At 40.5% G+C, this 23,456-nt stretch carries 23 protein-coding genes and 1 tRNA gene; 10 read left to right on the top strand and 14 right to left on the bottom strand.

Annotated elements, in window-relative coordinates; genetic code table 11:
- The first annotated feature begins 33 nt into the window (after positions 1 to 33).
- Complete coding sequence (locus ABJD71_RS02340; RefSeq protein WP_348163945.1) at positions 34 to 873, top strand: M90 family metallopeptidase; 840 nt, start codon at positions 34 to 36, stop codon at positions 871 to 873.
- 71 nt (positions 874 to 944) lie between these two features.
- Here the strand turns inward: ABJD71_RS02340 and ABJD71_RS02335 are convergent, their stop codons facing one another.
- Together ABJD71_RS02335 and ABJD71_RS02330 are read right to left on the bottom strand one after the other, a co-directional pair.
- Positions 945 to 1,601, bottom strand: coding sequence for an ABC transporter substrate-binding protein (locus ABJD71_RS02335; protein WP_348163942.1), 657 nt, complete (start codon positions 1,599 to 1,601; stop codon positions 945 to 947).
- Positions 1,602 to 1,670: 69 nt separating this feature from the next.
- Positions 1,671 to 2,225, bottom strand: a complete 555-nt coding sequence (locus ABJD71_RS02330; RefSeq protein WP_348163939.1) for an acyloxyacyl hydrolase — start codon at positions 2,223 to 2,225, stop codon at positions 1,671 to 1,673.
- Between the two features lie 137 nt (positions 2,226 to 2,362).
- On the opposite strand from ABJD71_RS02330, the gene ABJD71_RS02325 reads away from it, so the two are divergent.
- Positions 2,363 to 3,340, top strand: coding sequence for a LysR family transcriptional regulator (locus tag ABJD71_RS02325; protein WP_348163936.1), 978 nt, complete (start codon positions 2,363 to 2,365; stop codon positions 3,338 to 3,340).
- A gap of 21 nt (positions 3,341 to 3,361) precedes the next feature.
- Here the strand turns inward: ABJD71_RS02325 and ABJD71_RS02320 are convergent, their stop codons facing one another.
- The 3 genes from ABJD71_RS02320 to ABJD71_RS02310 form a co-directional block, all read right to left on the bottom strand.
- Entirely contained in the window at positions 3,362 to 4,735 is a 1,374-nt protein-coding gene (locus tag ABJD71_RS02320; RefSeq protein ID WP_348163933.1) for a hypothetical protein, read from the bottom strand.
- Between the two features lie 146 nt (positions 4,736 to 4,881).
- Positions 4,882 to 5,541, bottom strand: coding sequence for a hypothetical protein (locus tag ABJD71_RS02315; RefSeq protein WP_348163930.1), 660 nt, complete (start codon positions 5,539 to 5,541; stop codon positions 4,882 to 4,884).
- Entirely contained in the window at positions 5,534 to 6,040 is a 507-nt protein-coding gene (locus ABJD71_RS02310) for an RNA polymerase sigma factor (protein ID WP_348163927.1), read from the bottom strand. The genes ABJD71_RS02315 and ABJD71_RS02310 overlap by 8 nt, the downstream gene beginning before the upstream one ends.
- Positions 6,041 to 6,265: 225 nt before the next feature.
- Here ABJD71_RS02310 and ABJD71_RS02305 point away from each other — a divergent pair, with 225 nt between their 5' ends.
- Positions 6,266 to 6,724 (top strand): hypothetical protein, encoded by a 459-nt coding sequence (locus ABJD71_RS02305; RefSeq protein ID WP_348163924.1) that lies wholly within the window; start codon positions 6,266 to 6,268, stop codon positions 6,722 to 6,724.
- A gap of 164 nt (positions 6,725 to 6,888) precedes the next feature.
- The gene (thiI, locus tag ABJD71_RS02300; protein WP_348163921.1) at positions 6,889 to 8,343 is read left to right on the top strand and encodes a tRNA uracil 4-sulfurtransferase ThiI; all 1,455 of its coding nucleotides are present in this window, start codon (positions 6,889 to 6,891) and stop codon (positions 8,341 to 8,343) included.
- Positions 8,344 to 8,390: 47 nt separating this feature from the next.
- On the opposite strand, the gene ABJD71_RS02295 is transcribed toward thiI, so the two are convergent.
- From ABJD71_RS02295 to ABJD71_RS02285, 3 genes are read right to left on the bottom strand one after another with little or no spacing between them, the layout of a single operon-like run.
- Positions 8,391 to 10,181, bottom strand: coding sequence for an ABC transporter ATP-binding protein (locus ABJD71_RS02295; protein WP_348163918.1), 1,791 nt, complete (start codon positions 10,179 to 10,181; stop codon positions 8,391 to 8,393).
- Positions 10,178 to 11,956, bottom strand: coding sequence for an ABC transporter ATP-binding protein (locus ABJD71_RS02290; protein ID WP_348163915.1), 1,779 nt, complete (start codon positions 11,954 to 11,956; stop codon positions 10,178 to 10,180). Before ABJD71_RS02290 ends, ABJD71_RS02295 begins: the two co-directional genes overlap by 4 nt.
- Positions 11,949 to 12,161, bottom strand: a complete 213-nt coding sequence (locus ABJD71_RS02285; RefSeq protein ID WP_348163912.1) for a hypothetical protein — start codon at positions 12,159 to 12,161, stop codon at positions 11,949 to 11,951. Before ABJD71_RS02285 ends, ABJD71_RS02290 begins: the two co-directional genes overlap by 8 nt.
- A gap of 242 nt (positions 12,162 to 12,403) precedes the next feature.
- Here ABJD71_RS02285 and ABJD71_RS02280 point away from each other — a divergent pair, with 242 nt between their 5' ends.
- The 3 genes from ABJD71_RS02280 to ABJD71_RS02270 all read left to right on the top strand — a co-directional run bounded on the left by ABJD71_RS02280 (position 12,404) and on the right by ABJD71_RS02270 (position 14,267).
- The gene (locus ABJD71_RS02280; RefSeq protein WP_348163909.1) at positions 12,404 to 12,796 is read left to right on the top strand and encodes a hypothetical protein; all 393 of its coding nucleotides are present in this window, start codon (positions 12,404 to 12,406) and stop codon (positions 12,794 to 12,796) included.
- A 142-nt stretch (positions 12,797 to 12,938) separates the two neighbouring features.
- Positions 12,939 to 13,127 (top strand): hypothetical protein, encoded by a 189-nt coding sequence (locus ABJD71_RS02275; RefSeq protein ID WP_348163906.1) that lies wholly within the window; start codon positions 12,939 to 12,941, stop codon positions 13,125 to 13,127.
- A gap of 270 nt (positions 13,128 to 13,397) precedes the next feature.
- Positions 13,398 to 14,267 (top strand): nuclease-related domain-containing protein, encoded by an 870-nt coding sequence (locus ABJD71_RS02270; protein ID WP_348163904.1) that lies wholly within the window; start codon positions 13,398 to 13,400, stop codon positions 14,265 to 14,267.
- Between the two features lie 380 nt (positions 14,268 to 14,647).
- Here the strand turns inward: ABJD71_RS02270 and ABJD71_RS02265 are convergent, their stop codons facing one another.
- The 4 genes from ABJD71_RS02265 to ABJD71_RS02250 all read right to left on the bottom strand — a co-directional run bounded on the left by ABJD71_RS02265 (position 14,648) and on the right by ABJD71_RS02250 (position 19,484).
- Entirely contained in the window at positions 14,648 to 16,357 is a 1,710-nt protein-coding gene (locus ABJD71_RS02265; RefSeq protein WP_348163901.1) for an ADP-ribosylglycohydrolase family protein, read from the bottom strand.
- A complete protein-coding gene (locus ABJD71_RS02260; RefSeq protein ID WP_348163898.1) occupies positions 16,354 to 17,031 on the bottom strand; it encodes a DarT ssDNA thymidine ADP-ribosyltransferase family protein in 678 nt (225 codons plus the stop codon). The genes ABJD71_RS02265 and ABJD71_RS02260 overlap by 4 nt, the downstream gene beginning before the upstream one ends.
- The gene (locus tag ABJD71_RS02255) at positions 17,028 to 18,428 is read right to left on the bottom strand and encodes a 3'-5' exonuclease (RefSeq protein WP_348163895.1); all 1,401 of its coding nucleotides are present in this window, start codon (positions 18,426 to 18,428) and stop codon (positions 17,028 to 17,030) included. Before ABJD71_RS02255 ends, ABJD71_RS02260 begins: the two co-directional genes overlap by 4 nt.
- A gap of 141 nt (positions 18,429 to 18,569) precedes the next feature.
- Positions 18,570 to 19,484, bottom strand: coding sequence for an HNH endonuclease (locus ABJD71_RS02250; protein WP_348163892.1), 915 nt, complete (start codon positions 19,482 to 19,484; stop codon positions 18,570 to 18,572).
- 346 nt (positions 19,485 to 19,830) lie between these two features.
- Here ABJD71_RS02250 and ABJD71_RS02245 point away from each other — a divergent pair, with 346 nt between their 5' ends.
- The 3 genes from ABJD71_RS02245 to ABJD71_RS02235 all read left to right on the top strand — a co-directional run bounded on the left by ABJD71_RS02245 (position 19,831) and on the right by ABJD71_RS02235 (position 21,908).
- Positions 19,831 to 20,529, top strand: a complete 699-nt coding sequence (locus ABJD71_RS02245) for an alpha/beta fold hydrolase (protein WP_348163889.1) — start codon at positions 19,831 to 19,833, stop codon at positions 20,527 to 20,529.
- Between the two features lie 436 nt (positions 20,530 to 20,965).
- Positions 20,966 to 21,478, top strand: a complete 513-nt coding sequence (locus ABJD71_RS02240; RefSeq protein WP_348163886.1) for a DUF952 domain-containing protein — start codon at positions 20,966 to 20,968, stop codon at positions 21,476 to 21,478.
- Between the two features lies 1 nt (position 21,479).
- Positions 21,480 to 21,908 carry a DUF952 domain-containing protein gene (locus tag ABJD71_RS02235; protein ID WP_348163883.1) on the top strand — a complete coding sequence of 143 codons (429 nt, stop codon included), beginning with the start codon at positions 21,480 to 21,482 and terminating at the stop codon, positions 21,906 to 21,908.
- Between the two features lie 347 nt (positions 21,909 to 22,255).
- On the opposite strand, the gene ABJD71_RS02230 is transcribed toward ABJD71_RS02235, so the two are convergent.
- A tRNA-Ser gene (locus ABJD71_RS02230) sits at positions 22,256 to 22,345 on the bottom strand.
- Positions 22,346 to 22,788: 443 nt separating this feature from the next.
- On the bottom strand, positions 22,789 to 23,376 hold the full coding sequence (locus ABJD71_RS02225) for a beta-phosphoglucomutase family hydrolase (RefSeq protein WP_348163880.1): 588 nt from the start codon (positions 23,374 to 23,376) through the stop codon (positions 22,789 to 22,791).
- Positions 23,377 to 23,456 lie beyond the last annotated feature (80 nt).

The following is a 23,456-nucleotide window of genomic DNA, read 5'->3' as shown; positions in this document are numbered from 1 at the left end:
TTCATCAGTATCCGCCATGCTAAGGTTCACACTATGATTTACTGCTTGTTGTCTATTCCTGTTTTAATAATGCTCTATTGGTTTTATCGAGATAAGCGCACACTTCAAAAACAGCAGCAAAGGCGCACTGAACTGCGAGCCCAACCATTTCCTGCGACCTACTCACAGATTTTAGAAGATGACTTTCCCCTTTACCGCCGCTTGCCTGATGAACTACAGCAGACATTAAAACAACATATTCAGATATTTTTAGACGAAAAAGAGATAGTGGGCCGCGATAGCTTTAACATAACCGACCAAGTCAGAGTGTTGATTGCAGCCCAGGCCTGTGTGCTTATCTTAAAACGACCCGGCAACTACTATCCTGGATTTCAAAGTATTTTGGTTTATCCAGATACTTATATTGCTAAAAATACCCGCACCGAGGGTATGTTACACATTACTGATACTAGTACCCGAGCGGGTGAGTCTTGGCACAAAGGACCTATTATTTTAGCTTGGAGTCATGTAATACAAGGTGCAAGAGACAGCCGTGATGGGCGTAATGTGGTGATGCATGAATTTGCCCACAAGTTAGATGAAGAAAATGCTGCAATGGATGGCCTACCAATGTTGCCAACCGCAGCCCAATACCAAGCGTGGTCAGAAGTATTAAATGCAGAGTTTGCAGTACAACAACAAAAATGGGCTGATGGTATAGATGATGTGATAGATAGTTATGGGGCCACTTCGCCAGCAGAGTTTTTTGCCGTGGTCACTGAGACCTTTTTTGAAAAGCCTCACCCTTTAGAAAATCACCACCCAAAGTTGTATGAGCAATTTAAACAATGTTACTTATTAGATCCTAAGCAGTGGTCTAAAAGTAAAACCTAATCCTTAACCGGGTTACGCTTATCAAGCACAACCCGTTTCAACATAGTGAGTCGTAGAACTACTCGCTGCAATTAGCGGTTAACCGCAACCGTCAACGGCTCACTGTTTTGTTGTTTCATTACATCAATTACCGCTTGAATACCGTCTTGGCGGATCATTGGTGCAAATTCACTTTGTTTGCTAGATAACAAGCTAATGCCTTCGGCAACTAAGTCGTAGGTTTTCCATTCTTGGGTTTTCTTATTTTTACGTAACTTAAAGTTAATGTGAATATCAGGACGCGACGCTTCTCTTATAATGGCTTTTACTGTCATACTTTTTGCGCTGTCATCATATTTAACCGGCTCAAATATTAACTCTTGGCCACCATAACTTGCCAAAGCTACCGCAAAGTTAGAGATTAAATACTGTCTAAATTCTTCCACAAACTCTGGGATTCGCGCTTTAGGTACTGACCTAAAATGTTTACCTAGTACTTTAAACGCAGCAAATTTGTAATCAATATGAGGCATTAGCTCTTGTTCGATAATGACCCGTAAATGGTCAGGGTTTGATTGAATAATTTGCTGTTCTTGTTCAATTCTACTAAAGGTTGTATTAGTGACTTTCTCTAATAGTAACTGTGGATCTTTTTGCTCACCTGCACTTGCACTGGCGACAAATGTAGTCACAAGAAAGAGCGTAATTTGGCTCACATTCTTTATGATTTTAAAAAACGGTGTGTTCATGGATGTGCGCTCCTCTGAGCTTAAAATTAATAATTAAAATAAAACAAAAAAATCATAGTTAACTAGGGATTAAAGACGCCTAGCGTATGAAACATTTAAAAAGTCTAACCCTGGGTTATGGTCGTTTAACCCACCATTTGAGTAATGCATATAGCGTATTGCCACCGAACTTTTAAGTTGCTCACCAAATTCCATAATGACACCTAACCGGTCTTCAAACTGGTAATGCGAACCAACGTTTTTACCGGCAAAGCGGGTATCTGTAATTAAAGACACACCAATTCCAAACTCCCATTTGAGTGGATACTTGCCATATAAAGTATCGAATTGCTTTGAGAACACAGGAGACAGGGCTAAGGCATAATTTGTTTCATGCTTATTTTCTTTTCCAAATTCCCAAAAGTTCAAACTCACTTCCCAATACACGTCTAAATCACCTAACCACTCAAACTCTGTTACTTGAGTTTGATAAGGGCGATAAGCCAAACGAATGCCACTTAACTCTTGTTCACCATGTAAATAATCAATGGCGACTGCTTGTTCACTAGCGTATAAATTTTGGCTTGAAAATAGCGTGCTAACACTTAGCAAAAACAATATTGCTATATTTTTTTTAATATTCATTTTTACCTCTTCAAGTCTGTAATAATTGATGGCGGTGATTATGAAGGGGCAAGAAACATAAATATAATTATATATTTATATGTGACACATTTTATTTTGTGATGTATTGTAGCAATACAATTATTTGGATAAAAACTATGCGCCCACAAGAACTCAATCTATTGATGGTATTTGACGCCATCATGACCGAACGCTCTATTACCCGTGCAGCAAATCGCTTAGCCATGACACAACCAGCAGTATCTAACGCAGTGAGTAGAATGCGCGTGGCTTGGAAAGATGAATTATTTGTAAAAGACGGGCGCAATATTCAGCCAACCCTACATGCACAAAACTTGTGGAATCAAGTGCGTGAACCACTCACGTTATTAACTGAAGCTGTTGATCCTAAGGCATTTGACCCCGCTACAGCAAAACGCACATTTAGAGTCGCTGTCACTGACATATTCGTAGATATGGCGTGGGCTGAGCTACGCTGTGCAATTGAAAAAGAAGCACCGGGCGTTAATATTCATGCAGTGCCTTACACCATAGTCAATACACATCAAATACTTGAAGATGCTGAAGTAGACATGGTAATTGGCACCTCAGGCGCCATTTCAAACACCTTTAGAACAGAGTATCTGTTTTCACCTACTTTCATTTGCGTTATGAATCATGAACACCCACTGGCAAAAGCGGACCTTAAGTTAGAAGAGTTTGCTGCAGCAGACCATTTATTAGTCTCACTGTCAGGTGACGTGACGGGCTACACCGACCAGATGTTGTTACAATACGGCCTGTCTAGACGTATAGCAGTGACTGTTAACCATTTTTCATGTGTTGCAAACCTAGTTAAACGCAGTGATTTAATATGTGTAACTCCTACATCTGCTGTCGCTACCGACATTATCAATGGTGATATATCGGCCACTAAACTCCCTATAGAGTTGATGCCACAGCAAATCTCTAGTATTTGGCATAAACGACAGGATAGCGATCAAGGACTAACCTGGCTACGGGAGCATATCAAACGGATCATCAGTCATAATGTAAAGGTAGAGACCAAACAAGTGATGGATAGCTTATGTCAGCAAAACCCAGCCATGTGCGACAAAGAACATTCTGATGAATAACCTATATCGCCTCAATGTTACCTAGTTAGCCTCTGTAGACTCCAGCGCTTCAATGTTAATAATATTGGAGCGATTTAGTGTGATTTTAAAACGCTGAATCTGTGTTTGCTGGCTTTTATCAGTGTGAGTTAATACCATATTAATTTGATAACGACGCTCGACGGCTTGCTTAGAAATCTTATTACCATCAAGGGAATACAAACGGCCTTCCCCTTTTCTTAAAAATCGAACAAATGGCGTTAAATTAAAATTGATCCTTTGCTGTATGGTTTCATATCCGGGCAAGAAGTTTTTAGCCGTAACCTTAACATCACTTCTAAAGTGCAGCAGTTGGGCAGATTGCTTGTTTTGCTGACGCCTAGCTTGAAATTGTTTGTCTACTTGAGGCGGAAGATCATTATTACGAATGTATTCCAACCATATCGTTTGGCTTGACACACGGGTTTTATTAACAGAGTGACTATAAATAATACGCCATTTGGGAAGACCTTTTTGGATACGACGCCATATCATACGGGTTAAGTCGTCTTTAAAGATTTCTCGAAGCCCGTAAATTATCCCCAACATTCCAACTAAAGCAATGGTTACCTCTGTGAAATTTGTACGGGCATTTAACACCAACATCATCACAAACGACATGATAACCGCTGTAACCATACCTTTAACCATGCGATTTAAATTAGTATTTAAGTTCTTAAAATCTTTATTGAAAACTACACCATACTCGATAAGCCGCTGTAATAAGCGCATCTTATTAGTGATACGATTAGGATCAGCCAACGTCACTTCTGAGTTATACTGACTCACTGTTCTATACTTATTTTCTCTACGACATAACTCAACTAAAAAGTTTTGCTCACTTGCGTAATCACTGCTTTTAGGAGCCCTTGATAGCAGTTTTAAAAATGATTGTTCTACCTGCCAACTTAAGTAATTGTCAGCATTCTCAAAATACGCTTTAAGCTTTTTATCGGGGGGGGTGTATCGTCTTAACTTTTTCAATAATCCGGATATTTGCTCTGCTAACTCGATGGCCCGAGGATAAAACTCTTCAGATTTTTTAAGCTTGAGGGTTTGTTTCATATCGACATTCAGTGCTATACGAATTTGATAAGAGAACAAATTTAAGTTTAAGCGGTAATCGCTTTGCTCTCCTTTTTTCTGACTAATAAAACGACTGCGTACTAGGGGTAAATGCAATTGGTCAGAATAATAAGCACTTTGACTTTGAATGCTGCTATGAAAATAATGCTCTTCAGTCAGGTTTTTTGAATTTATCCCCATTTCATCTGGTAAAGAGAAGTATAAATCGAGCCTTTGCTTATCACTAGGCAACAATGGATAACTAACGTTTATAGAGAGGTTTTCATCTTGTGTAAGCTTAATTTTATCCACTAATATTTATTTCACCTTGCCAATGCACCATTAAACACTACCAAGGTAATTATGCCTGAGTTTTTAATTTTTACCCAGCCACAAAGCTGCCCACAGCGGTTAATATTAAACACACCTCAACCAAGGTTGAAGTGTGTTTACCTCGCTTATAGTGCATATCGCTGAAGTTCATTTAGCTCCTGCGCTGCCCGCCATGCTTGATTACCACACCCTCTTAACAGGACCTTAGTGACTGGTTTATCAATATTATTGGGCGAAAGTTGCTTAAATAAATAAATTGCCAAGGCTGCAAATAAAACAGAGCATACTGCTTGTGACATTAACCAATACGTATCGCCATGCTGCACAATATCTATGCCAAAGAACAGTTCAAACCCCACAACAATATAAGCAAAATAAAACGGTAAAATCATCAAAGACACCCTTAAATAATACAGTACAGACAAGCCTATTTTTGTAAGGTCTCGCTGCACTTCTATGACTGGTTTTGAATAATCTAACGTCAACTGCATATACAAATGCCTTATCCCTCCCAGCGTGATTAAGCCTGACCAACTTAAAATGGCGGCGCCCGCCAGTAGCATATTGACGTTGCTCATGTTGGTCACAATAAAGTGCAACATAAAACTACTCATTAAAATCCCCACAACAACTGTAAAGGTGTTAACCATCAAAAAATTACCCATTGTTTTTTCAGCCTTGAGCAAAGCTACCTGCTTCAACGCCTCTGAACTTACCGTAATACTTTGATCGAGTTTTTCATTTTGCTGTGCCCATGCTTGGGTCATTTTCTCTATGTTATCCATTATTATCATCTCCGATAAAAAGTGTGTTTAAACGCTGTTTAATGCGTGAAATTTTTGTACTTACATTACTTGCCGAAATATCTAATACATCTGCTATTTGGGCATAATCTAAACCATCTAAATGCATGATAAATAAGGCTCTATCGTACTTATCCAGTAACTTTAGTAACCTTTGTATTTCAAGCATTAACTCAGTATTGGTGCTATCAACTGGCTCAGTTAACAAACTCATATCCGTTAACTCAATATGCGCTTTTCTTAGAGTATCTCGCCTTAAAAAAGATATAGCGGTGTTTAAAGCCACACGATACACCCAAGTGCTCAACTTAAATTTGGGGTCATATTGAGTAAACGAACGCCACAACTGCAATGTAATCTCTTGAATCAAATCTCGCCTTTCTTCATCACAATAGCTGTAGCTTCGGGCAATCTTGTAAAGAATACCTTTATGAGTAGCGATCATTGCTTCAAAGCTTAGTGATTGATTATGTGAGGTCACTTTGCTTTACTCTTTTCCATACCTTGGCTCTCGGTTTCTGTAGTTTGGTTAAAATGTCCATAACGGCTTCCAATTTCAGTGTCACTGTAATGATTCGCAGCACCTTTAAAAAAATCACAAAAAATAAGAAATATTTAGTGCTTGACTGAATTAGCATAAAAATACTACCCAAACTAATACGCATCAGGTAAGTTCAACACACTGCAATGTGTTTAAGGAAAATCAGTGAACAAGCTACTTTTATTACTTCCTTTTTTGTTACCACTACAAAGCTGTAGTGATGCGGAAGCAACCTCTCCCGTCCCGCAAATGGGATATCAAGTTCTACACGATATTGAATACAATGAGTATGCAAATATAACCAACAAAAGCACCTTGCTGATACGCTCTCAAAGTGATTATGAAGCCGAACTATTAAAACGCACCTCTGATAAAGCTAAAAGTATCGACTTTGAAAGCGAGTCAATTTTATTGGTTGATATGGGCCCCCAAACCTCTGGTGGCTATGGCATAAGTATTACCGTATCTGAAAATGATGACTACATACTGGCAAATATTACCTACCAATTCCCTGGTACCGGGTGTGCTGTCACCCTAGCACTGACTAACTCCACAAAAGTGATAAAGTTTGAAACGACAAAGTATGTGCTAGTTAATGAAGCAATCACTTATTCGAGTTGCTAACGAAAGGAATGGATAGCAATCAAAAATGTTACACCAAAGGTAATCATCTATACCCATATTTAAAGGCTTAGAGCCTGTAAACACATACTGCGAGTTGCAATGGCAGTATGTGTGGTTATAATCCGCGCCTCGACCCTATTTAGTAAAAAGCCTACGCCTTCTTTATGCAGTTTATTATCAGATTACACCCCGAAATCATCATTAAAAGCCGCCAAGTACGGAAACGATTTACGTTTTTATTAGAGGGGAATATACGTCGCGTTTTTAAAAGTAATCACCTATCTGTTGAGGTGCGTGCATCATGGGATAAATTCACATTAATCGTGAATAAAAAATCTCTAGATAAAGTTAATGATGTTATTGAACTGCTACAACGTATACCCGGTATAGACCAAATTATACGTGTAGAAAAAAGCACGTTTACCGATTTAGACGACATATGCCAACAAGTTAAGCAAGCTTGGCAACCTTTACTAGTAAATAAGAGCTTTGTAGTACGAGTAAGACGACGAGGTAAACATGAGTTTTCATCATTAGACATTGCACGCTACGTAGGCGGTTACCTTAACCAAAATTGTAATACCAAAGGTGTAGAGCTTAAACACCCCGACCTAACCATTGAGTTTGAAGTAAACGACAACACCTTGATTCAAAGCCATCACCGCATTAAATGTTTAGGTGGCATGCCCTTACCTACTCAAGAAAGTGTGTTGTCACTGATATCGGGTGGCTATGACTCAGGAGTGGCCACTTATCAAATGATACGACGAGGCGCTCGCACCCATTTTTGTTTTTTCAATTTAGGCGGCCGCGAACACGAAATTGGCGTAAAACAAGTCAGCTACTATCTATGGAAACGTTACAGCGAATCACATAGAGTAAAATTTGTTACCGTTGATTTTGAACCTGTCGTTTCTGATATTCTCGAAAACGTCGAGAACGGTCAAATGGGTGTTGTACTAAAACGTATGATGGTTAGAGCCGCCAGTAAGGTCGCTGCAAAGATGAAAGTCAGTGCTTTGGTAACAGGCGAAAGTTTAGGTCAGGTTTCTAGCCAAACATTGGTAAATCTAAGCGTCATCGACCAAGCGACAGACACCCTTATTCTTCGCCCGTTGATTTGTATGGATAAACTAGAAATTATCGATCAGGCCAAGCATATAGGCACCGAAAACTTTGCCAAAGTGATGCCAGAATACTGCGGAGTGATTTCTCGCAAACCAACGACCAAAGCCGACTCTACTAAAATCGCAGCTGAAGAAAACAAACTACACCTCGACATAATTGAACGAGTAGTGGCAGATGCAAAAGTGCAAGATATCGTATCAATAGCCGAAGAAGCCCACCAAGAAACAGAAATTGTAACCAAAGTTGATGTACTTCCAGAAAATGCAGTTGTGCTAGATATTCGCTCATCAGAAGAGCAAGAGCACTCGCCATTATTGCTGCCAAACGTCACTGTAAAACACATACCGTTTTTTAAGCTAGCCTCGCAGTTTGCTGAGTTACCACAACAACAAACTTACTTTTTATACTGTGACCGGGGCGTGATGAGCCAGTTACAAGCCTTATTACTGCATGAACAAGGCTATAAGCACGTACAGGTATATAGACCTTAATCTAGGCTGTAATAGTTCGTGCACGTAAAATACCTACTGTGCGAACATCACACAGGTGTAGGTATTATGCCTTCATCATCTTCGATATTAGCGTCATCGGTCAATAAGCTAGCATAAACACCCTTTATTGCGAGCAGATCGTGGTGGTTACCCCGCTCTACAATTTTACCTTGGTGAAGCACGAGTATTAAGTCTGAGTGACGAATGGTACTTAGGCGATGAGCAATGGCAATCACGGTTTTTTCTGCAAACAAACGGCTAATGGCCTTTTGTATTAGATTTTCGGTGATAGAGTCTACTGAACTGGTAGCCTCATCTAACATCATCACCTGCCCGCCTTGTGCTACGGCGCGGGCAAAAGAAATTAACTGAGCCTGACCTGCGGATACATTACTACCATTTTTTTGCAATTTAAATCGGTACTGATTTGGCAGCCCTAATATAAAGTCGTGGGCATACACATATTGAGCCGCGTCTATCACAGTCTGTTTACTGATTTTGCTGTCACCCAAAGAGATATTAAAATCAATATCCTCCTCAAACAAAAACACATCTTGCTGCATCAACGAAAACAAATGCAGCATTGAATTTTTAGGAATACTCGACAACTCAATACCGTTGAGCAAAATACTACCTTCGTAGTCCATGTACGTTTTATTCATAATGCGAATGATGGTTGATTTACCCGAGCCAGTCGTGCCTACCAAGGCTAATTGCTCGCCTTTGTTGAGGCTAAAAGACACATCATTCAGCACATAAGGGCCAGTACTACCATAACGAAACCGCACATTTTTAAATTCTAGAGAGTCAAAATTGGCTAGCTTGTCGGACAGCGTTTCTGCTGTTAATAGTGTTTTGCCCTCTTCTTCAAGGTTTTCTATAAACAGCTCTTCTATGTGCTCAAAAGCAGCAAAAGAACGCTGAATGGCGGCTATCTGCGAGGTAAAATCTCGTAGCGGCACAAATACTTTTTCAAGGGTATTGATGAAGGCAATCAACACACCAAGGCTCACAACCCCATCAAGCACTTTAGCAGAGCCATACCAAATCATCAGGCCAATGGTGATGCTGGTTATCCCTGTTATTATCGAGAACAAGCTAGCATCGTATTTATTGGTTTTTAATTGAGCACGCAAGAAGTCCTCTGTATAACCGTGATACTTAGCCTCTGCTTCTTCTACTGCACCATATAGCTGAACCGTTTTTACACCTAACAAACACTCTTGCAAATACCCCGTACCTTTAGCCAAAGACGAGCGAGTAATGGTATACATTGCACGCAGGCGATTACGTACATACTGAGTTAGCAGCAGCACCGGAGGAAACACCAGCAACACCAACAACGCCAATTGCCAGTTAATGAAAAACATAAACGCCAGTACCGCCAAGGTATTGATGGAGTCTTTTATCAAGCTCAACGCGCCCACAACAAACGACTCTCCAATGGCTTCAAGATCGCTCGTTAATCGTGACAAAGTGACACCCGTAGGGGTTTTATCAAAATAGCTTCTGGGGAGTTTTAAAATACGCGCAAACAAGGCCATACGAATATCAAAAACCGCTTTTTGCCCCGTCTTGCGTAAGCAATAGGTATAAAGGGCATCGGCGATATAGTTAACAATTAACACCACCAGCATAATCACAATCAAAAATACCAACCCAGTGTATTTACCCGGGGTAAGGTGCTCATCAATCACTTGAATAATCAACCAAGGAAACAACAAATTGGCGGCAACCGATATTGGCATCATCAATAACCCTATCACTGCGGTTTTTTTATAGCGCGAAGCGTAATGATAAAAATGTTTTAGATACTGAAGGTCTGGTGATGCAATCATAGGGCGTCCTCCGTTTCATGTTGCTGTAGTTCCCACGTTTCGCGGTAATAATTAGATGACTCTAACAGCTGGGCATGAGTGCCTCGGGCGATGATCTCACCGTGTTGCAATACCAAAATGTTATCCATGTACTCTAGCGCGCTAACCCGATGAGACACCACCAACAAACTTTGTCCTTGAATACGATTAAATACCCCTTTGAGAATACTTCGCTCGGTTTCGTAATCGACAGCCGACAGCACATTGTCCATGATGATGAGGTCGCTAGGAGTGAGCAACGCTCGGGCAATACTCAGGCGTTGTTTTTGCCCACCCGATAACATAATGCCTTTTTCACCCACCAGCGTTTGCTCAGCGGCACTAAAACGCTGCACATCTTCACTCAATTGGCTCAGCTCAAGTACTTGTTGCACATCAAGCTCTGCTGCAGTTGCCTGTTGTGGTTTAGCGCCAAACTTAATGTTTTGCTCAATCGTGTCAGAAAACAGAAAAGGCTCTTGGGTAATCGTTCGCACGTAGCTGCGCCAGTCTTGACGAGACAGCTGCGTTATATCTTTTTCACCCCAAAAAATGTGTCCTCGTTCAATCGATAGATGATGATTCAAGCAATTCACCAAGGTACTTTTACCCGAGCCAATACTGCCGAGCACTCCCACTTTCTCGCCCGGTGCAATAGAAAAGCTAAGATCTTTTAGCACCCGCTCGGCGGGTTTATCTGTTGAACTTGGATAGCCATAACTCAGGTTTTTCACCAATAATGTGGAGTTGCGTAAGGCAGATTTTTCGGCTGTGTCCATTCTGAATAAATCGGTGTCTGGCACCTCGTTATTAAGCACATTCTGTACACTATCGATACTGATCATGCCCATTTGATACACAGTGACAATGCGCCCCAAGTGCATCAATGGCAGCGCCAACAACACCGAGTAAGACAAAAATGCGGTTATTTCACCAATCGACAATTCTGCCTGCAACAGGTAGTAACCGCCTAACCCCAAAATCAGCACTTTCATAAAATGGTTGGCATAATCTAAAATGGGCATATAAATGGTTTGAAGCTTAGCTATCATCAACGTGCAATCTAATAACCGGCGATTTACCTTAGTTACCTCGCTTGTTGCCCACTCTCCCATTTGCTGATTTTTGATCACGTCAATGCCCGATAAATAATTCATCAACTGCTCAGACAAATCTTGTAAACGGGTCAATCGCTGTGTTTGTAAAACCCGCAATTTTCTAAACCCCATGCGAAAAATAACAGAAGCAATCACAATGGGGATCACCGAATACAAGGTTAACTCTGGTGATATTTTCCACATCCAAATCGGTGTGAGAGACAGCGCAAACAAAATATTAAATAGCTGTAAAAAACCCACCCCATAAAATAAGCGAATACCATTTAGGTCGTTATTGATAATGGATATAAGTTTGCCAGACGCAAACTTCTCGTGAAAACTTGAAGGCAAACGGTTTAAACGATGAAACACATCATTTTTTAACTTTGCCTCAATAATACGCCCCGGGTTTAAAGAGTACATACGCGACAAAATACGCACCACCACCATAACCACCGACAAAGCAATCACCCACTCTACATTGACAAATAGTTCTTCTTTAGACACAAGAGAAGATTTATTAAGTAAATCAACCGCCAGTTGGATATAGCGCGGAATTTCAACTTGTAAGTAATTCACTACAAAAATACAAGCAATCGCAAACAAATAAGAAAATTTGTTTAACAACAAATAGTGAACGATAAATTTTGATTTAGTCATGTTTATCTGAGCCTTTATTACGTAACCATGAATGCTGTGCAAGGCAGGCGTCGATAATCAATTGTCTTGGGTTTCCTTGGTCGCTTAATTGCTCAAGCAACCATTCAGGTAGGCGAATAGCTTGGGTTTTCACCCCAGGTTTACGACCGCAACCGGGGCGCTTACCGCCGTGATCACAGCAAGCTTCATTAGACGTATTAGGCATGTTGACTCGTTTTTAGAAAGGAAAAAAGCAGATAACTTGATAAGTGTACATTTATCAAGCTAGTTTTACTAGCGGCCGTTTTCAACCTTGATAAAAAACAATGAAGTGTTTTGTTCAACCATTGTTCTAAAGGGCCAATAGCAGCGCCCATAACACGTGGAACTCGCCAGAATTTTGTGAGAACGCCCTAAGTGAGTTATGGTATTTGTATAATGTGCAGTACAAATTAAGAGCCAAACAATATGAGTATTACAAAGTTTAAAGGTAACCTTACACAAAACAACGCGATCAAAGTGGTGATGGTGATCGTATTTGGGTTACTAACTGCAAATAGTTTCGCTGCAGGTCAAGCAATTCAAGAAGGCAAAATCACCAAACTATTTGTAAGTAATGACACAACCGGCAAACCCGACTCACAGCGAGTAATTGTGCGCCTTGAAGCAGACGTACCCAATGGACTATGCCCCAAAAAAGTCTATTGGCAAATGCTATTAACTAATCCCGCAGAAAAAGCCCAGTTTGATTTATTACTCGCCAGTTACATGAATGGCAAAAAAGTGAAGATATGGGGCAACAAAGACTTACACTGTATTCACAAGGGTGAGAAAATTCGTAATGTAGAAGTAGTACTTTGATTTAGGTAATGAAAGTCAGTGCTATAAGCCATTCAATCTAACTACAACGCCTTTGTTATTGCGGTAATATTAGTAAACGGTAAATCAGAACAAGCAAAACCTGTTATTTACATTAAACACATCACAGATTAGGAACCATCAAATGGCAATCCCCAGAGTGAAACCCCCTTTTTGGCTTGTAGCTATTTATTTCATTGTGAGTTTGTCTATATTGCAATTATTTAAGGCCTACGAATACCCATCTTTGTTAGGGCTAGCTTTAGCCGTTGTCATTGTGTTGGCTTTGTCTGTTCTCTGGAATAAATACAACCTCCGTAAGTCCAAAGACTAGGGGCTTATATACCCACTTTTAGTGCCATCACCTGTGGCAAAAAACATTACGAGCGTGTGCTTGGATTTTTATATTTAGAAAAGGAGGAGGTCAAAGAATCTGGTTCTATAGGTCACTTGTTTGAGCCGCACTCCAACCAATTTTAAGCGCATAGTTTTCTAGATATTGTTATACATTGAGATATTTATGGCGGCGTATAATTCTATGTATCATTTGTATTCTACAAATACATTTGGATAAGTCTCTTTGAATATTTTTGATGGATTAATAATGCCTGCAGCTGTTTTACTACCGATGCTAATTTTTGTTGGCGTAATCAAGCTTACTTTAGCTGCTGCAGGTCGTAATAAACGCTACCCATTTGATGTGAGTGTTAGTCGTAGAGTCGCTGGCCAAAGTGTGCTGTCAGAATTTAATGATAAGTCGGCCGACCTTTTCGGGCACCTAATTATGTTAACTTTCTTATTTAATTTGCCATTTATTTATGTCGGTGCATATAAGCTTTTAGGAATAGAAAAAGTCATGCCTTGGTTGCTAGTACCCTTTTACGTCATAGGGATTATCTACATTTTGGTTAAAACAATAAGAACCACAAAAAGTAGAAACAACTTAAGACTCGGCTTAGAAGCAGAGTGGTTTGTCTCCTCAGAGTTACATAATATTGAAGCCACTGGATATAAAGTATTCCACGACATTCAATGTGACAAATTCAACATAGATCATCTAGTCGTTGGCCCAAATGGCGTATTCGCAATCGAAACCAAAGGCAAAAGAAAACCTACAAACTCTAAAACCACAGCCAAAAAATCCCAAGAACATGTAGTTAATGTAAAGGGCAAGATTCTAGACTTCCCCAACTACACTGACACAAACATTATCGAACAAGCCACAAGACAAGCTAAATGGGCAACCAATTGGTTAACTGAAGCCACAGGAGAGAAAATAGCCGTTTGCCCAGTTGTCACTATCCCCGGTTGGTTCGTTAAAATAATATCGAAACCAATACTCCCTGTTATAGCAACTAAAACCCTAAGCCATCAAATCCCCAAACTATATGGTCAACAACTTTGCCAAGAACAAATCAAACGTATAACCCATCAGGTAAAACAAAAGACGTTACGAACGGATAATTTGATTTAATATTGAGGGTTGTCATGTGTGTTCTTTGAATTCAAGCAAAAAAGGTCGCTCGCTACAGAATGTACTTTTCCTACCCGATGTGAACGCTTTAACCTAGTCAATCATACGTCTAAGTTAAACGCCACCCAATCTCGACTTACCTTTCGATCTATTCAACTGGGCGAAGCCGGCTTCTAAAACAACCAACCTCCCCCTTGTCACTGGCCCTAAGAATAAGCCATTATTAGCTGAAACTTTAAATGCAGAAAAAGCAATGGCAGAGCCACAAGAAATTAGAATTATTTCGTTAGAACGGCAATAGTTATCGTTGCTATCCTGTATATTGATTTAACTTTGTTCTGACCGCAATAGTTTCCGATAGTTTGTCCGTAGTTTGCGGATTAATTTGATTTTCTCCTTTGTCGAGCTAGGCGTGCCTTGGCAATAATCGCAGACAGACTAACTGTTAATTCAATACTACCTGTTGCTTCAATACATTGATTTATAACACGTCCAATTGTTTCATTATCAAAATTAGATGCGATAACAACATTAGTCGCTTCATCCAAACCGGGAAAAGGTTCAACTCGAGATATATTCAAATTGGGGCAGCGGTTATGATACTCATTATTGTTTTCTTTATGCTCAGTAAATTCAAAGCTATTTTGCTCGTGCTTCATACTCGTAGAGTCGCTTTTAATTTTTGACAACAAAGGCTCCCCTGGCATTTGGTTTTCATTTACAGATGAACGAGTATTAAATCGTCGCTTCGCAAGCACACTCTGTCCAAAAGGTAGCTGAAACCACTGCCAAATCGAACTTCCTGAGCTATACTCTTTACCTAACGGGACAAGATTTCCGATACCTCTTAGTGCTAAAGCTCCCTTCCTCATTACAACAGAATCTGATTGGTTCATTGGCGGTTCCCATACAGAAACGTCGGGATAGGAAAAACTCAACGCACGCACACCTTTTGCAATAAGTACCATCCGTTGAGCTTCTGATTTAAGGTAGTCCATGTCTTGAATTTGCCAATTCGGCTCAAACTCCACTAAAGAGCCTAAAATAGCCCCAGCCATCGTTGCTATTGTATCAGTGTCGCTTTCGAGTTCATTTGCTGAACGGGTTAAAGCATCCTCAATTCTTTCTGAAGAGTACAATATTGATAGTACTAGGGCTGCAAATGCAGTCTTGAAACCAGAACCACGGTACTTATCAGTTAAACAACCCAACCGGTTGAGAATATCGTGGTAATCTGGGGACGGTGAAGTGTTGAACGCATCCTCAACCAACGAGAAATCATGTAACGCCTCTTTCTGGAAAATATGTATAGCGTCTACAAGACTTCCACCTGATTCCCTTTCCCATGCAGGCTTCCAGAATGCATGGAGTTCATTATCTTTTTCCAAAATTCTTGGTAACTTATCCATATAGGAAATGAATTGCTTTGCGATATCCAGTGATGGAATATTTCGACTACTCAATGTGATCCAAAGACACAGAGCATGGAAAACTGCTCCGCAAAAGCCATGGGGATGACCATGCGTTACAATTGCATCACGCATGACACGAAGTATCATTTCATCAAGTGTTCCGTTCGCGGCCCATACATGAGGTTGAATTCTCATCGCGGCACCATTACCACCAGCCGTGATATATCTCTGGTGATCGGTATCAAAGAAATTAGAGAACCAATTTACGCCCCGCTTAGTTAGATTAGTAGCCGCTGCTTTGGAGCCGATCCCAGCCCCCAAACAATATCCTTGCCATGTGGTTACTTCAATTTTTGCAAACGCTTCAACATCAAAAGAGCCATTTCCACGGATAGCACGCGAGACGCAAAGCCTGAGTTGAGTATCATCTGAATATGTTCCAGCTGGCAAATCTACTTTAACTCCTGTTCGCCCCCCGATGCGCCTCTGCCAGTCCACTGGTTCTGTTACTAATTTATGACCCGTTCTGTGCATTACGCCATTGACACCACCAGAAAGCTCTGTCATCCAGCCGATTGCATCACCTGCGGCCGCCCAAAGAGATGAGTTCACAATCGAGCGCTCATAGTCTGCCTCAGTGTACGAGGCAACAGGAGCTTCATTTATATAATTATTCAATTACGCCTCCCCACGAATTTTTCAGGTTTAACTACAACGTCGATATTATCGTAGTTAAAGTCTCTTAACCATCCCATGACCACATCATGGTGTTCGTCTTCTTCAACATACACAGTTCTTAGATAATCGAGGCTCAGCTTTTCGGGATACAAGACTTCGGCTTGCTCACAAGTTGTTAAGTTATTGGGCCGTCTTTGCCTAGAAACTGACCACGGCTGTCCATTGTAACCACTAGCCTTTCGACGAATCGTAGGCGCAAATAGTGCGTCAAATCCTTCTTCACTTTGGCCTCTTCGACATTGATCATAGCCATTATTAGTTGTAGCAAATCTCACTCCGTCATGTTTCATGATGAGCGGATCAAATGCTAGAATGCACCACCAAACATCCACATTGTTATGCCACTTTCGTGATACATCTAAAAAACGTTTATTGATCTCAGAAATTGACAAATTAATGAAACGGATCCAATCTTCCGATTTATCAAAATATTCCGATTCTTCTGGCCTAACTGAAGCGTTAAGTTGTAAAACATGGCGAAGGTAAGCATTTTCATTCAAAAGCGGGCGCGATAATAAGTGCCTACTGTGCAATACACCTATAACCCCCCTATTAGTGGAAAAATGTAGAACTTCCGATATTCCTCTTTGCTCAATTTTAATTTGTAAACTCAAAGCGAAATTTCCTTAAAAGTACCTGCTTGAAAGAATTCAGTCAGCCGTGATTCTTCTCCAGACTTATATCCAACTATTACTTGTTTCCTAGCTCTAGCGACAGCAACAGCAAGAAGTCGACGAAGAACCTGAATTTGGTCTGTTGTTTCCTCGTCGCCAAAAGCTGTATTTTCTTGATTAAACCCTAGAATAATAACGTGATCGTACTCCAAACCTTTCGCAGAGTGGAAAGTCGAAATCGCAACGTTTTCATCTCCTTGAGGCCAATCTGGATTACGTTGCATGTCTACGTAATCAATGCCTGCTTGTGTAAGTTCGGCCCTAATTGTATCGAACCAAGCGCCGCCTTGTGGTTTTAAAAACGCAACTGTTTCGGTGTTAAGGTCTACGCTGGTTCGAATATAGTTAATAGCCCAATCAATTTGAATTGAATACTTACCAGAAATAACTTTAGGAAGGGGGCCTGATTTTGTTGCAGCTGTTAAGTTGGGAATAACTCCGTCAGTGTCTACAGCAACCCCTTCCAAAATGCCAGAAGCAAAAGCAGCTATTTCTCTTGTATTTCGGTGATTTTCTTGAAGACGGTGGGAACGTTTCCCAGAAACGGTAATCCCAGCTTCAACCCAAGTGAATCCGCGAGCGTAGATACGTTGTGCAGTATCAATTACAAAGGTTAAAGCATGATCTTCTGCAAGGTGATGTTGAATTGTACGAATTTCATTTGCTGAAAAGTCCTGACTTTCGTCAACAATTATGATGTCATATTCAAGACAATCTACCTCTCGGCGCATTTTGATTGCTAAAAGGTTCCAATCAATCCAATTTTTATCACTTAGATGTTTAATATATGGATATACAATTTCATCCAAAATACGACGTCGCAGATCTCCACTGACCCTTGGTAGTACTCCTCTGCCAGTCCGCTCTATCGAAATATAGTCTTCAAGGCGCTCAGGTTCAAATCGTCCCAGTAAGTACTCAACTTCTTGCATAACATAAGAAGAGTCAAGACCAATAAATAGGCGAGAGAGCACTCTCAGGTGATCCCTAGCCGGTTCAGGTTGAATAGTGGAGATATTGAGTTTTCTTAGTGACCATTTAGCAAATGTGTTGATCTCTATTTGATGCCCTGTACCGTTAATTTGCTCTTCGGCCAACACACGGACATAACCCGCAAGTGTCCTGTTAAATGTTAATAATAATACCTTAACCGCACTATCATCATCTAGCCGATCCTTTTTCGCTCGGATCATGTTCGTTAAAGAAGTCAATCTAAGAAGTGCAGTTGTAGTCTTACCGCTCCCTGCTGAACCACGAATTAACTCAGCCCCAGACTGATTAGTACTAATGATTTTTAACTGCTCTGGTGATGCAGTAATTCGTCCTAGATGTTTCATCTGTCTCTCCCTTATAAAAAGCCCTAATCAAATGACACAAATTAATGGTGTCCGTGCTAAAAATTTCAATTGAAACACACATTTCAATAACCACTCTGAAAGCATTATCGCTTCATCACTTATCGAATATCAGTGTCCAAACTACCCCCCAAGAAATACCTCAAACCGAGCCGCTAATTTCTCTTTGTCTGGTCTGTTAACAGCCGAACGTGGCATAACTAACTTTCGGCCTTCGAATTCTAGCAATACGTCTCGCATGAACTTATTGTCTTTACCCTGTTTTAACTCATCACTTATGTGGATTTCGTTATCTGGGGAAATGCCTAATAAATTTAGATCGTAGGCTCTGTGGTGAATTCGGCTTAGGGCGATGCCGTCACTGACGTATTGTATTTTACCTAACTCTAAATCTGGGATGATATGTGCAGCTTCTAGCAAGCTTTTGTTTGGCAGACCTGTAATCGCGCACTTGCCGCTGTATGCATCTAGCACATTTTGTCTGAATGACGCTTGATGCATGCGCACTTTTGTTTCTCTGACACAATATCGGCTTTCGATTTCTGTAGGTAATTGATGCTTATGGTCTGGCAGCATCGAAGAAGTAACTTTATTACTCTCCACAATTAAGGCGTAGCCTTTTTCAGGTAATATTTCTTTAACGAAGCATGGCCAAATGGCTGTATATCGACCCGGAGCAATAGCTTGAAAGTAAATGACTGGGGTTCCAGTATTCATTGAAGCCCAAAGGTACTTATTATTGACTCCGTATGGATCACCTCGCTGCAACGCATACTTGTAGTGATCGCCACTGTCATGATGGTCGTTGTAAACACCTTCAGTGCCATCTCGCTGCATAGTAGTTTTAATACTCATAGCACACTCAAACATTTGTCTGGGTTTAAAAATGCCTACAGCTCGATTATCTAAAAGAACTTTCTCACCATTAAAAAAGAACCCTTCTGAAATCGCTTGATGAGGTATCGAATCACCATATTGAAGCGATAACTTCTCTACCTGTTTAAACCCAAGGTGTACTAGCGCCAAATCACTTGCCATGTAAATTCATATCCATCGAACGTAAACAGTTTTTAGAATTTTTATTCTACAATCGAGATTACTATTTTTACCCAAGAAAGAAAAGTGGTTGTTTTTTATTACATCACATTAGCTCATTACTACAATTTCCTAGGTAAAAAACCTGTTGTTAAGGCGCATTGAACAAACATCAGTTTATTAAAGCTACCAATCACACCTACCCACGCATTTGCCCTTTGGCGGCAACCGATTATTATCAAAAACTTGGCTTATGAGTAAGCAAATTGTAGGTCTGTACTAAAGTGTTAGATATTTGTTAATAAAGCCACGTTAAGGTTGTTTTACCTCAACAACCAACAGGTTCATCATGAAAAATGTAATCGTTACAGCAGTGTTTTTATCTCTTTGTGTAATTTCGCCTTTTGTTTTTGCTAGCAGTTGCAAAGACCCTGTGGTGTTAGTACATGGCAACACCTCAACACCAGCCAGCTGGGACAATACCTACAACCTACTGTTAAGTCAGGGTTACACAAATGCAGATATTTATCGGCCCGATTGGGGTTCGAAGTACTGCGCTTCGTGTAACAATCACAATGGTAGTGAAGAAACGCCAGTCAGGCAGGCAATCAACAACGCTATCGCCAATTCGTGTAGCGGCCAAATTGATGTTATTGGGCATTCAATGGGGGCAACCTTGGCAGCTCAACAAATTAGTAAACTTGCTGCTGCGTCGTATGTTGATACGTTTGTGGGTATTGCAGGGGCGTTTAGAGGGTTATATAGCTGCGGTATTTATCCATTTAATGTGTGGAGCTCAACCTGCGGTTATTACGGATTATCGATTCAAAGCCCTTTTCTAGACGGCTTGTTTGGCGACCCTTTAGGTGACAAGGTTTATTCTATAAAGAGTAATTCTGACCAGGTTGTCTGTGCAACCGGCGTCTGTACTGTTTATGGCGTGCATAGCAGCAGTATTTGGAATGAAGATGCTAGCTTCACCTACTCTCTCGGACATTTCGGTTTACAAACCGACACCGCACAAGAGCAGATCAATTTGATTCAATAACTCGTTATTAAATGGCAGGGATGCTATTTGAGTTTGTTTTCTCTTTTTACCAAACGATACACACACTTCAACGCAATCATATGCACATTTGCGATGACCTGCACCTACTCTCTACTTATCGAAAATTTCACCTGTATTGCTTTGCCTTACGCTGCTCTTACCGTTTGCTTACTAAGTAATTAAATGGATGACCCCAAGCTTCTAAAACAGCTAGCTTAACCTTAAGCATACACTTGTTTGTATGGCTAAAACGTAAGTAATGAGCGGCGCTTTATAAAAGGGCAAAACAACGTTATTTTTGGTGCACTTAGCGCTTTAAACGGATGTTTCGCACCAAAAAAAAGCACGTCAAAAACTTCATAAGGTTAGTTTTGACATTAGGTTTTTTTGTAGATATTTTGTTCATTGGCCTTGAACAATAGAGTAGTAAAAAAACATGAAAAGAAGCATTTTAAGCAGCACCTTGATAGCCGTTTTTATGATGTTATTTCAATCATCGGCTTTCGCCGCTAAAGAAGACACAGCGAGTGAGTACACTACAAAATATCCTTATATATTTCATCTAGTCCAAAAAGAGTTGTGGGAAAAAACCCTAGCCAGCAAAGGCACTTATTACCCACCAACTTATAGCCAAGACGAATTCACTCATGCCACTGCTAACCCAGATTTTTTACTAATTATTGGCAATCATTTTTATAAAGAGGTGACTGGTGACTGGTTATGTTTGAGGATGTCTGTAGACACCTTGCAAGCTACCGGAGTAAAAACCATATTTGAAGGCACTGAACCTGTAGGTGACAAACAGCCTGATTTTCCTGGCACCGACAGCGAGCTTTTCCCACACATATTGGGGGGTATCAACCCATCAGCAGTGATACAAGTGCACACTGTTTCAAGAGCAGCCGACGGTACATTTTTGTCGGTGTCTGACATAATAGAGGGTAAATAAGATGCAAGGTTACAGGGTAAATATTAACGTAAAAACCAATCTTAAACGGCTATTGCTAGGAGGATGTCTACTTTTAAGTTTTTTAGTGAGTAGCGCAAGCCTAGCGGGTACCACTTTGTATCACATTGTGAGCGAGCAAGAATTAGCCACCTTAACTAAAGATAATGTATATACCCCTTTGTCGATTGCCAAAGAAGGCTACATTCATTTCTCTAAATTAGAACTTATTCCTTATTACGCCAATGAGCTTTATAAGGACACTGATACCAAAAAGTTATTTTTACTAAAAGTCACTTTTAGCGATGATGACAAAAACCTAAAATGGATTGGCGACAACCCTGACTATTATATTGGTTTAGACTTATCTATGGTCGAGCAAAAAACTCAGTTTATCAAAGACCACAATAATCAATGGGTATTGCCCAATTAAGGTTTACAAGCGCAAAGCTGTGAAGTAATAACCTGAGGGTTCTCATCACACCTCAACACCGGGTAAATAAAAAAGCCCCAGCTAACAACATACTGATACTTGATGGGTGCTTGGCCGTTCGGGATGTACTCAGGCACATCTATGTGCCCGCCCCTTCAGGCGCCAGAGGCGGTACACCAAAATTTGTTGGAACAAATTAGAATAGCGTTGGCTAGCCCACGAAGTGGGTGAACTACATGGATGTAGTGAATAAATCGTTCCAGAAGATTAGTCGAACCTAGGCTCCGAACCAAATCCTCTCTCTGCCATATACAAAAAAACCCGCATTAAGCGGGTCATTTTGTATATGGCGGAGAGAGAGGGATTCGAACCCTCGTTAGGTTTAACCCTAAACACACTTTCCAGGCGTGCGCCTTCAGCCACTCAGCCACCTCTCCAAAACTTTTAAATTGTAAGCCTGTTTAAATGAGTTACTTGAACTTAACTCAACGCAAGGCGTGCGCTTTATCTATTACTTTTGGCATAGAACCTTATTTATAAGGTTTTAAAGCAATACATTTATACATACTTCATCGCAGTCAAATACACGTCCATGATGATATGCACCCAATCTCGCCATCCTTGACTCGATGTTAAACCGCGCGGAGCAGTGCTCCTAAAGAGAGCGGTTTAACCCACCTTTCCTAAATTTCATACCTTATATCAAAGCTTTAACGGTAAGCTTAAGCGTTAGGTAACCGCTTTACATCAGTAATTTTTGTAAAAACAACTTGTAGCTAACTGCCATTCTTACAAAGTGGCGCGTATGTTAGGGAAAACCGCTCAGGTTCGCAAGTATTAACTGCTGCAACTAGGTTGATACGGTTATTAATCAAGCAAGTTATGGTAATTCTATTTTACCATTTATTACCATTATGCAGTCCATGCCAGCATTTTTAGCTGCTTGCCGGCCTATTTCGGTATCTTCGAACACAACACAATCACTTGGCGCTAAGCCCATATTCGTCGCAACGGTTATAAATGTCTCGCCGTGAGGTTTACCGTAAGTGACATCACTTGAAGTAACGACTGTTTCTAGTCGCTCTAATAAACCAGAATCAGTTAGTAGGGTCATGGCATTGTTACGGTCGGCACCTGTGCCAACACCCATTTTCAATTTACCTTGATAGCGTTGCATCACCTTAAAGGTGTCTTCTATCACCACGGGTTTGTCTTTAAGTTGATTGAAGGTCTCACGCTTAAATACTGCCACTTCATCAGGGTTGTGACTCATGTGATACTTTTCGTTAAGAAGCTTAACTATTTCATTGGTGGGCACGCCGCCCAAGCCATAAAGATAATCTGCATCAAATGGATAATCATATTTTTCGCAGGTTTTTCGCCACGCGATGCTATGGGTCCCCATTGAATCAATAATGGTTCCGTCCATATCAAAAACAATTCCTTTGTAACGGCTTAAATCAGGCATGCTCTACTCCTAGGTGTTAATGAAAAACGTTATACCGCACATAGGGTAAAAATGGCTACATTTATGTGTATAAAATAGGT

Source organism: Paraglaciecola sp., assembly GCF_039943935.1.
Taxonomy (GTDB): Bacteria; Pseudomonadota; Gammaproteobacteria; order Enterobacterales; family Alteromonadaceae; genus Paraglaciecola.
The sequence above is the reverse complement of the archived record's forward strand: the minus strand, read 5'-3'. Positions and strand labels throughout refer to the sequence as shown.

Excerpts from the sequence above, each read along its gene's own strand:
- ABJD71_RS02340 (WP_348163945.1), top strand. The coding sequence starts at position 34 with ATGATTTACTGCTTGTTGTCTATTCCTGTTTTAATAATGCTCTATTGG.
- ABJD71_RS02335 (WP_348163942.1), bottom strand. The coding sequence starts at position 1,601 with ATGAACACACCGTTTTTTAAAATCATAAAGAATGTGAGCCAAATTACG.
- ABJD71_RS02330 (WP_348163939.1), bottom strand. The coding sequence starts at position 2,225 with ATGAATATTAAAAAAAATATAGCAATATTGTTTTTGCTAAGTGTTAGC.
- ABJD71_RS02325 (WP_348163936.1), top strand. The coding sequence starts at position 2,363 with ATGCGCCCACAAGAACTCAATCTATTGATGGTATTTGACGCCATCATG.
- ABJD71_RS02315 (WP_348163930.1), bottom strand. The coding sequence starts at position 5,541 with ATGGATAACATAGAGAAAATGACCCAAGCATGGGCACAGCAAAATGAA.
- thiI (WP_348163921.1), top strand. The coding sequence starts at position 6,889 with ATGCAGTTTATTATCAGATTACACCCCGAAATCATCATTAAAAGCCGC.
- ABJD71_RS02295 (WP_348163918.1), bottom strand. The coding sequence starts at position 10,181 with ATGATTGCATCACCAGACCTTCAGTATCTAAAACATTTTTATCATTAC.
- ABJD71_RS02290 (WP_348163915.1), bottom strand. The coding sequence starts at position 11,956 with ATGACTAAATCAAAATTTATCGTTCACTATTTGTTGTTAAACAAATTT.
- ABJD71_RS02285 (WP_348163912.1), bottom strand. The coding sequence starts at position 12,161 with ATGCCTAATACGTCTAATGAAGCTTGCTGTGATCACGGCGGTAAGCGC.
- ABJD71_RS02280 (WP_348163909.1), top strand. The coding sequence starts at position 12,404 with ATGAGTATTACAAAGTTTAAAGGTAACCTTACACAAAACAACGCGATC.
- ABJD71_RS02275 (WP_348163906.1), top strand. The coding sequence starts at position 12,939 with ATGGCAATCCCCAGAGTGAAACCCCCTTTTTGGCTTGTAGCTATTTAT.
- ABJD71_RS02270 (WP_348163904.1), top strand. The coding sequence starts at position 13,398 with ATGCCTGCAGCTGTTTTACTACCGATGCTAATTTTTGTTGGCGTAATC.
- ABJD71_RS02255 (WP_348163895.1), bottom strand. The coding sequence starts at position 18,428 with ATGAAACATCTAGGACGAATTACTGCATCACCAGAGCAGTTAAAAATC.
- ABJD71_RS02250 (WP_348163892.1), bottom strand. The coding sequence starts at position 19,484 with ATGGCAAGTGATTTGGCGCTAGTACACCTTGGGTTTAAACAGGTAGAG.
- ABJD71_RS02245 (WP_348163889.1), top strand. The coding sequence starts at position 19,831 with ATGAAAAATGTAATCGTTACAGCAGTGTTTTTATCTCTTTGTGTAATT.
- ABJD71_RS02240 (WP_348163886.1), top strand. The coding sequence starts at position 20,966 with ATGAAAAGAAGCATTTTAAGCAGCACCTTGATAGCCGTTTTTATGATG.
- ABJD71_RS02235 (WP_348163883.1), top strand. The coding sequence starts at position 21,480 with ATGCAAGGTTACAGGGTAAATATTAACGTAAAAACCAATCTTAAACGG.
- ABJD71_RS02225 (WP_348163880.1), bottom strand. The coding sequence starts at position 23,376 with ATGCCTGATTTAAGCCGTTACAAAGGAATTGTTTTTGATATGGACGGA.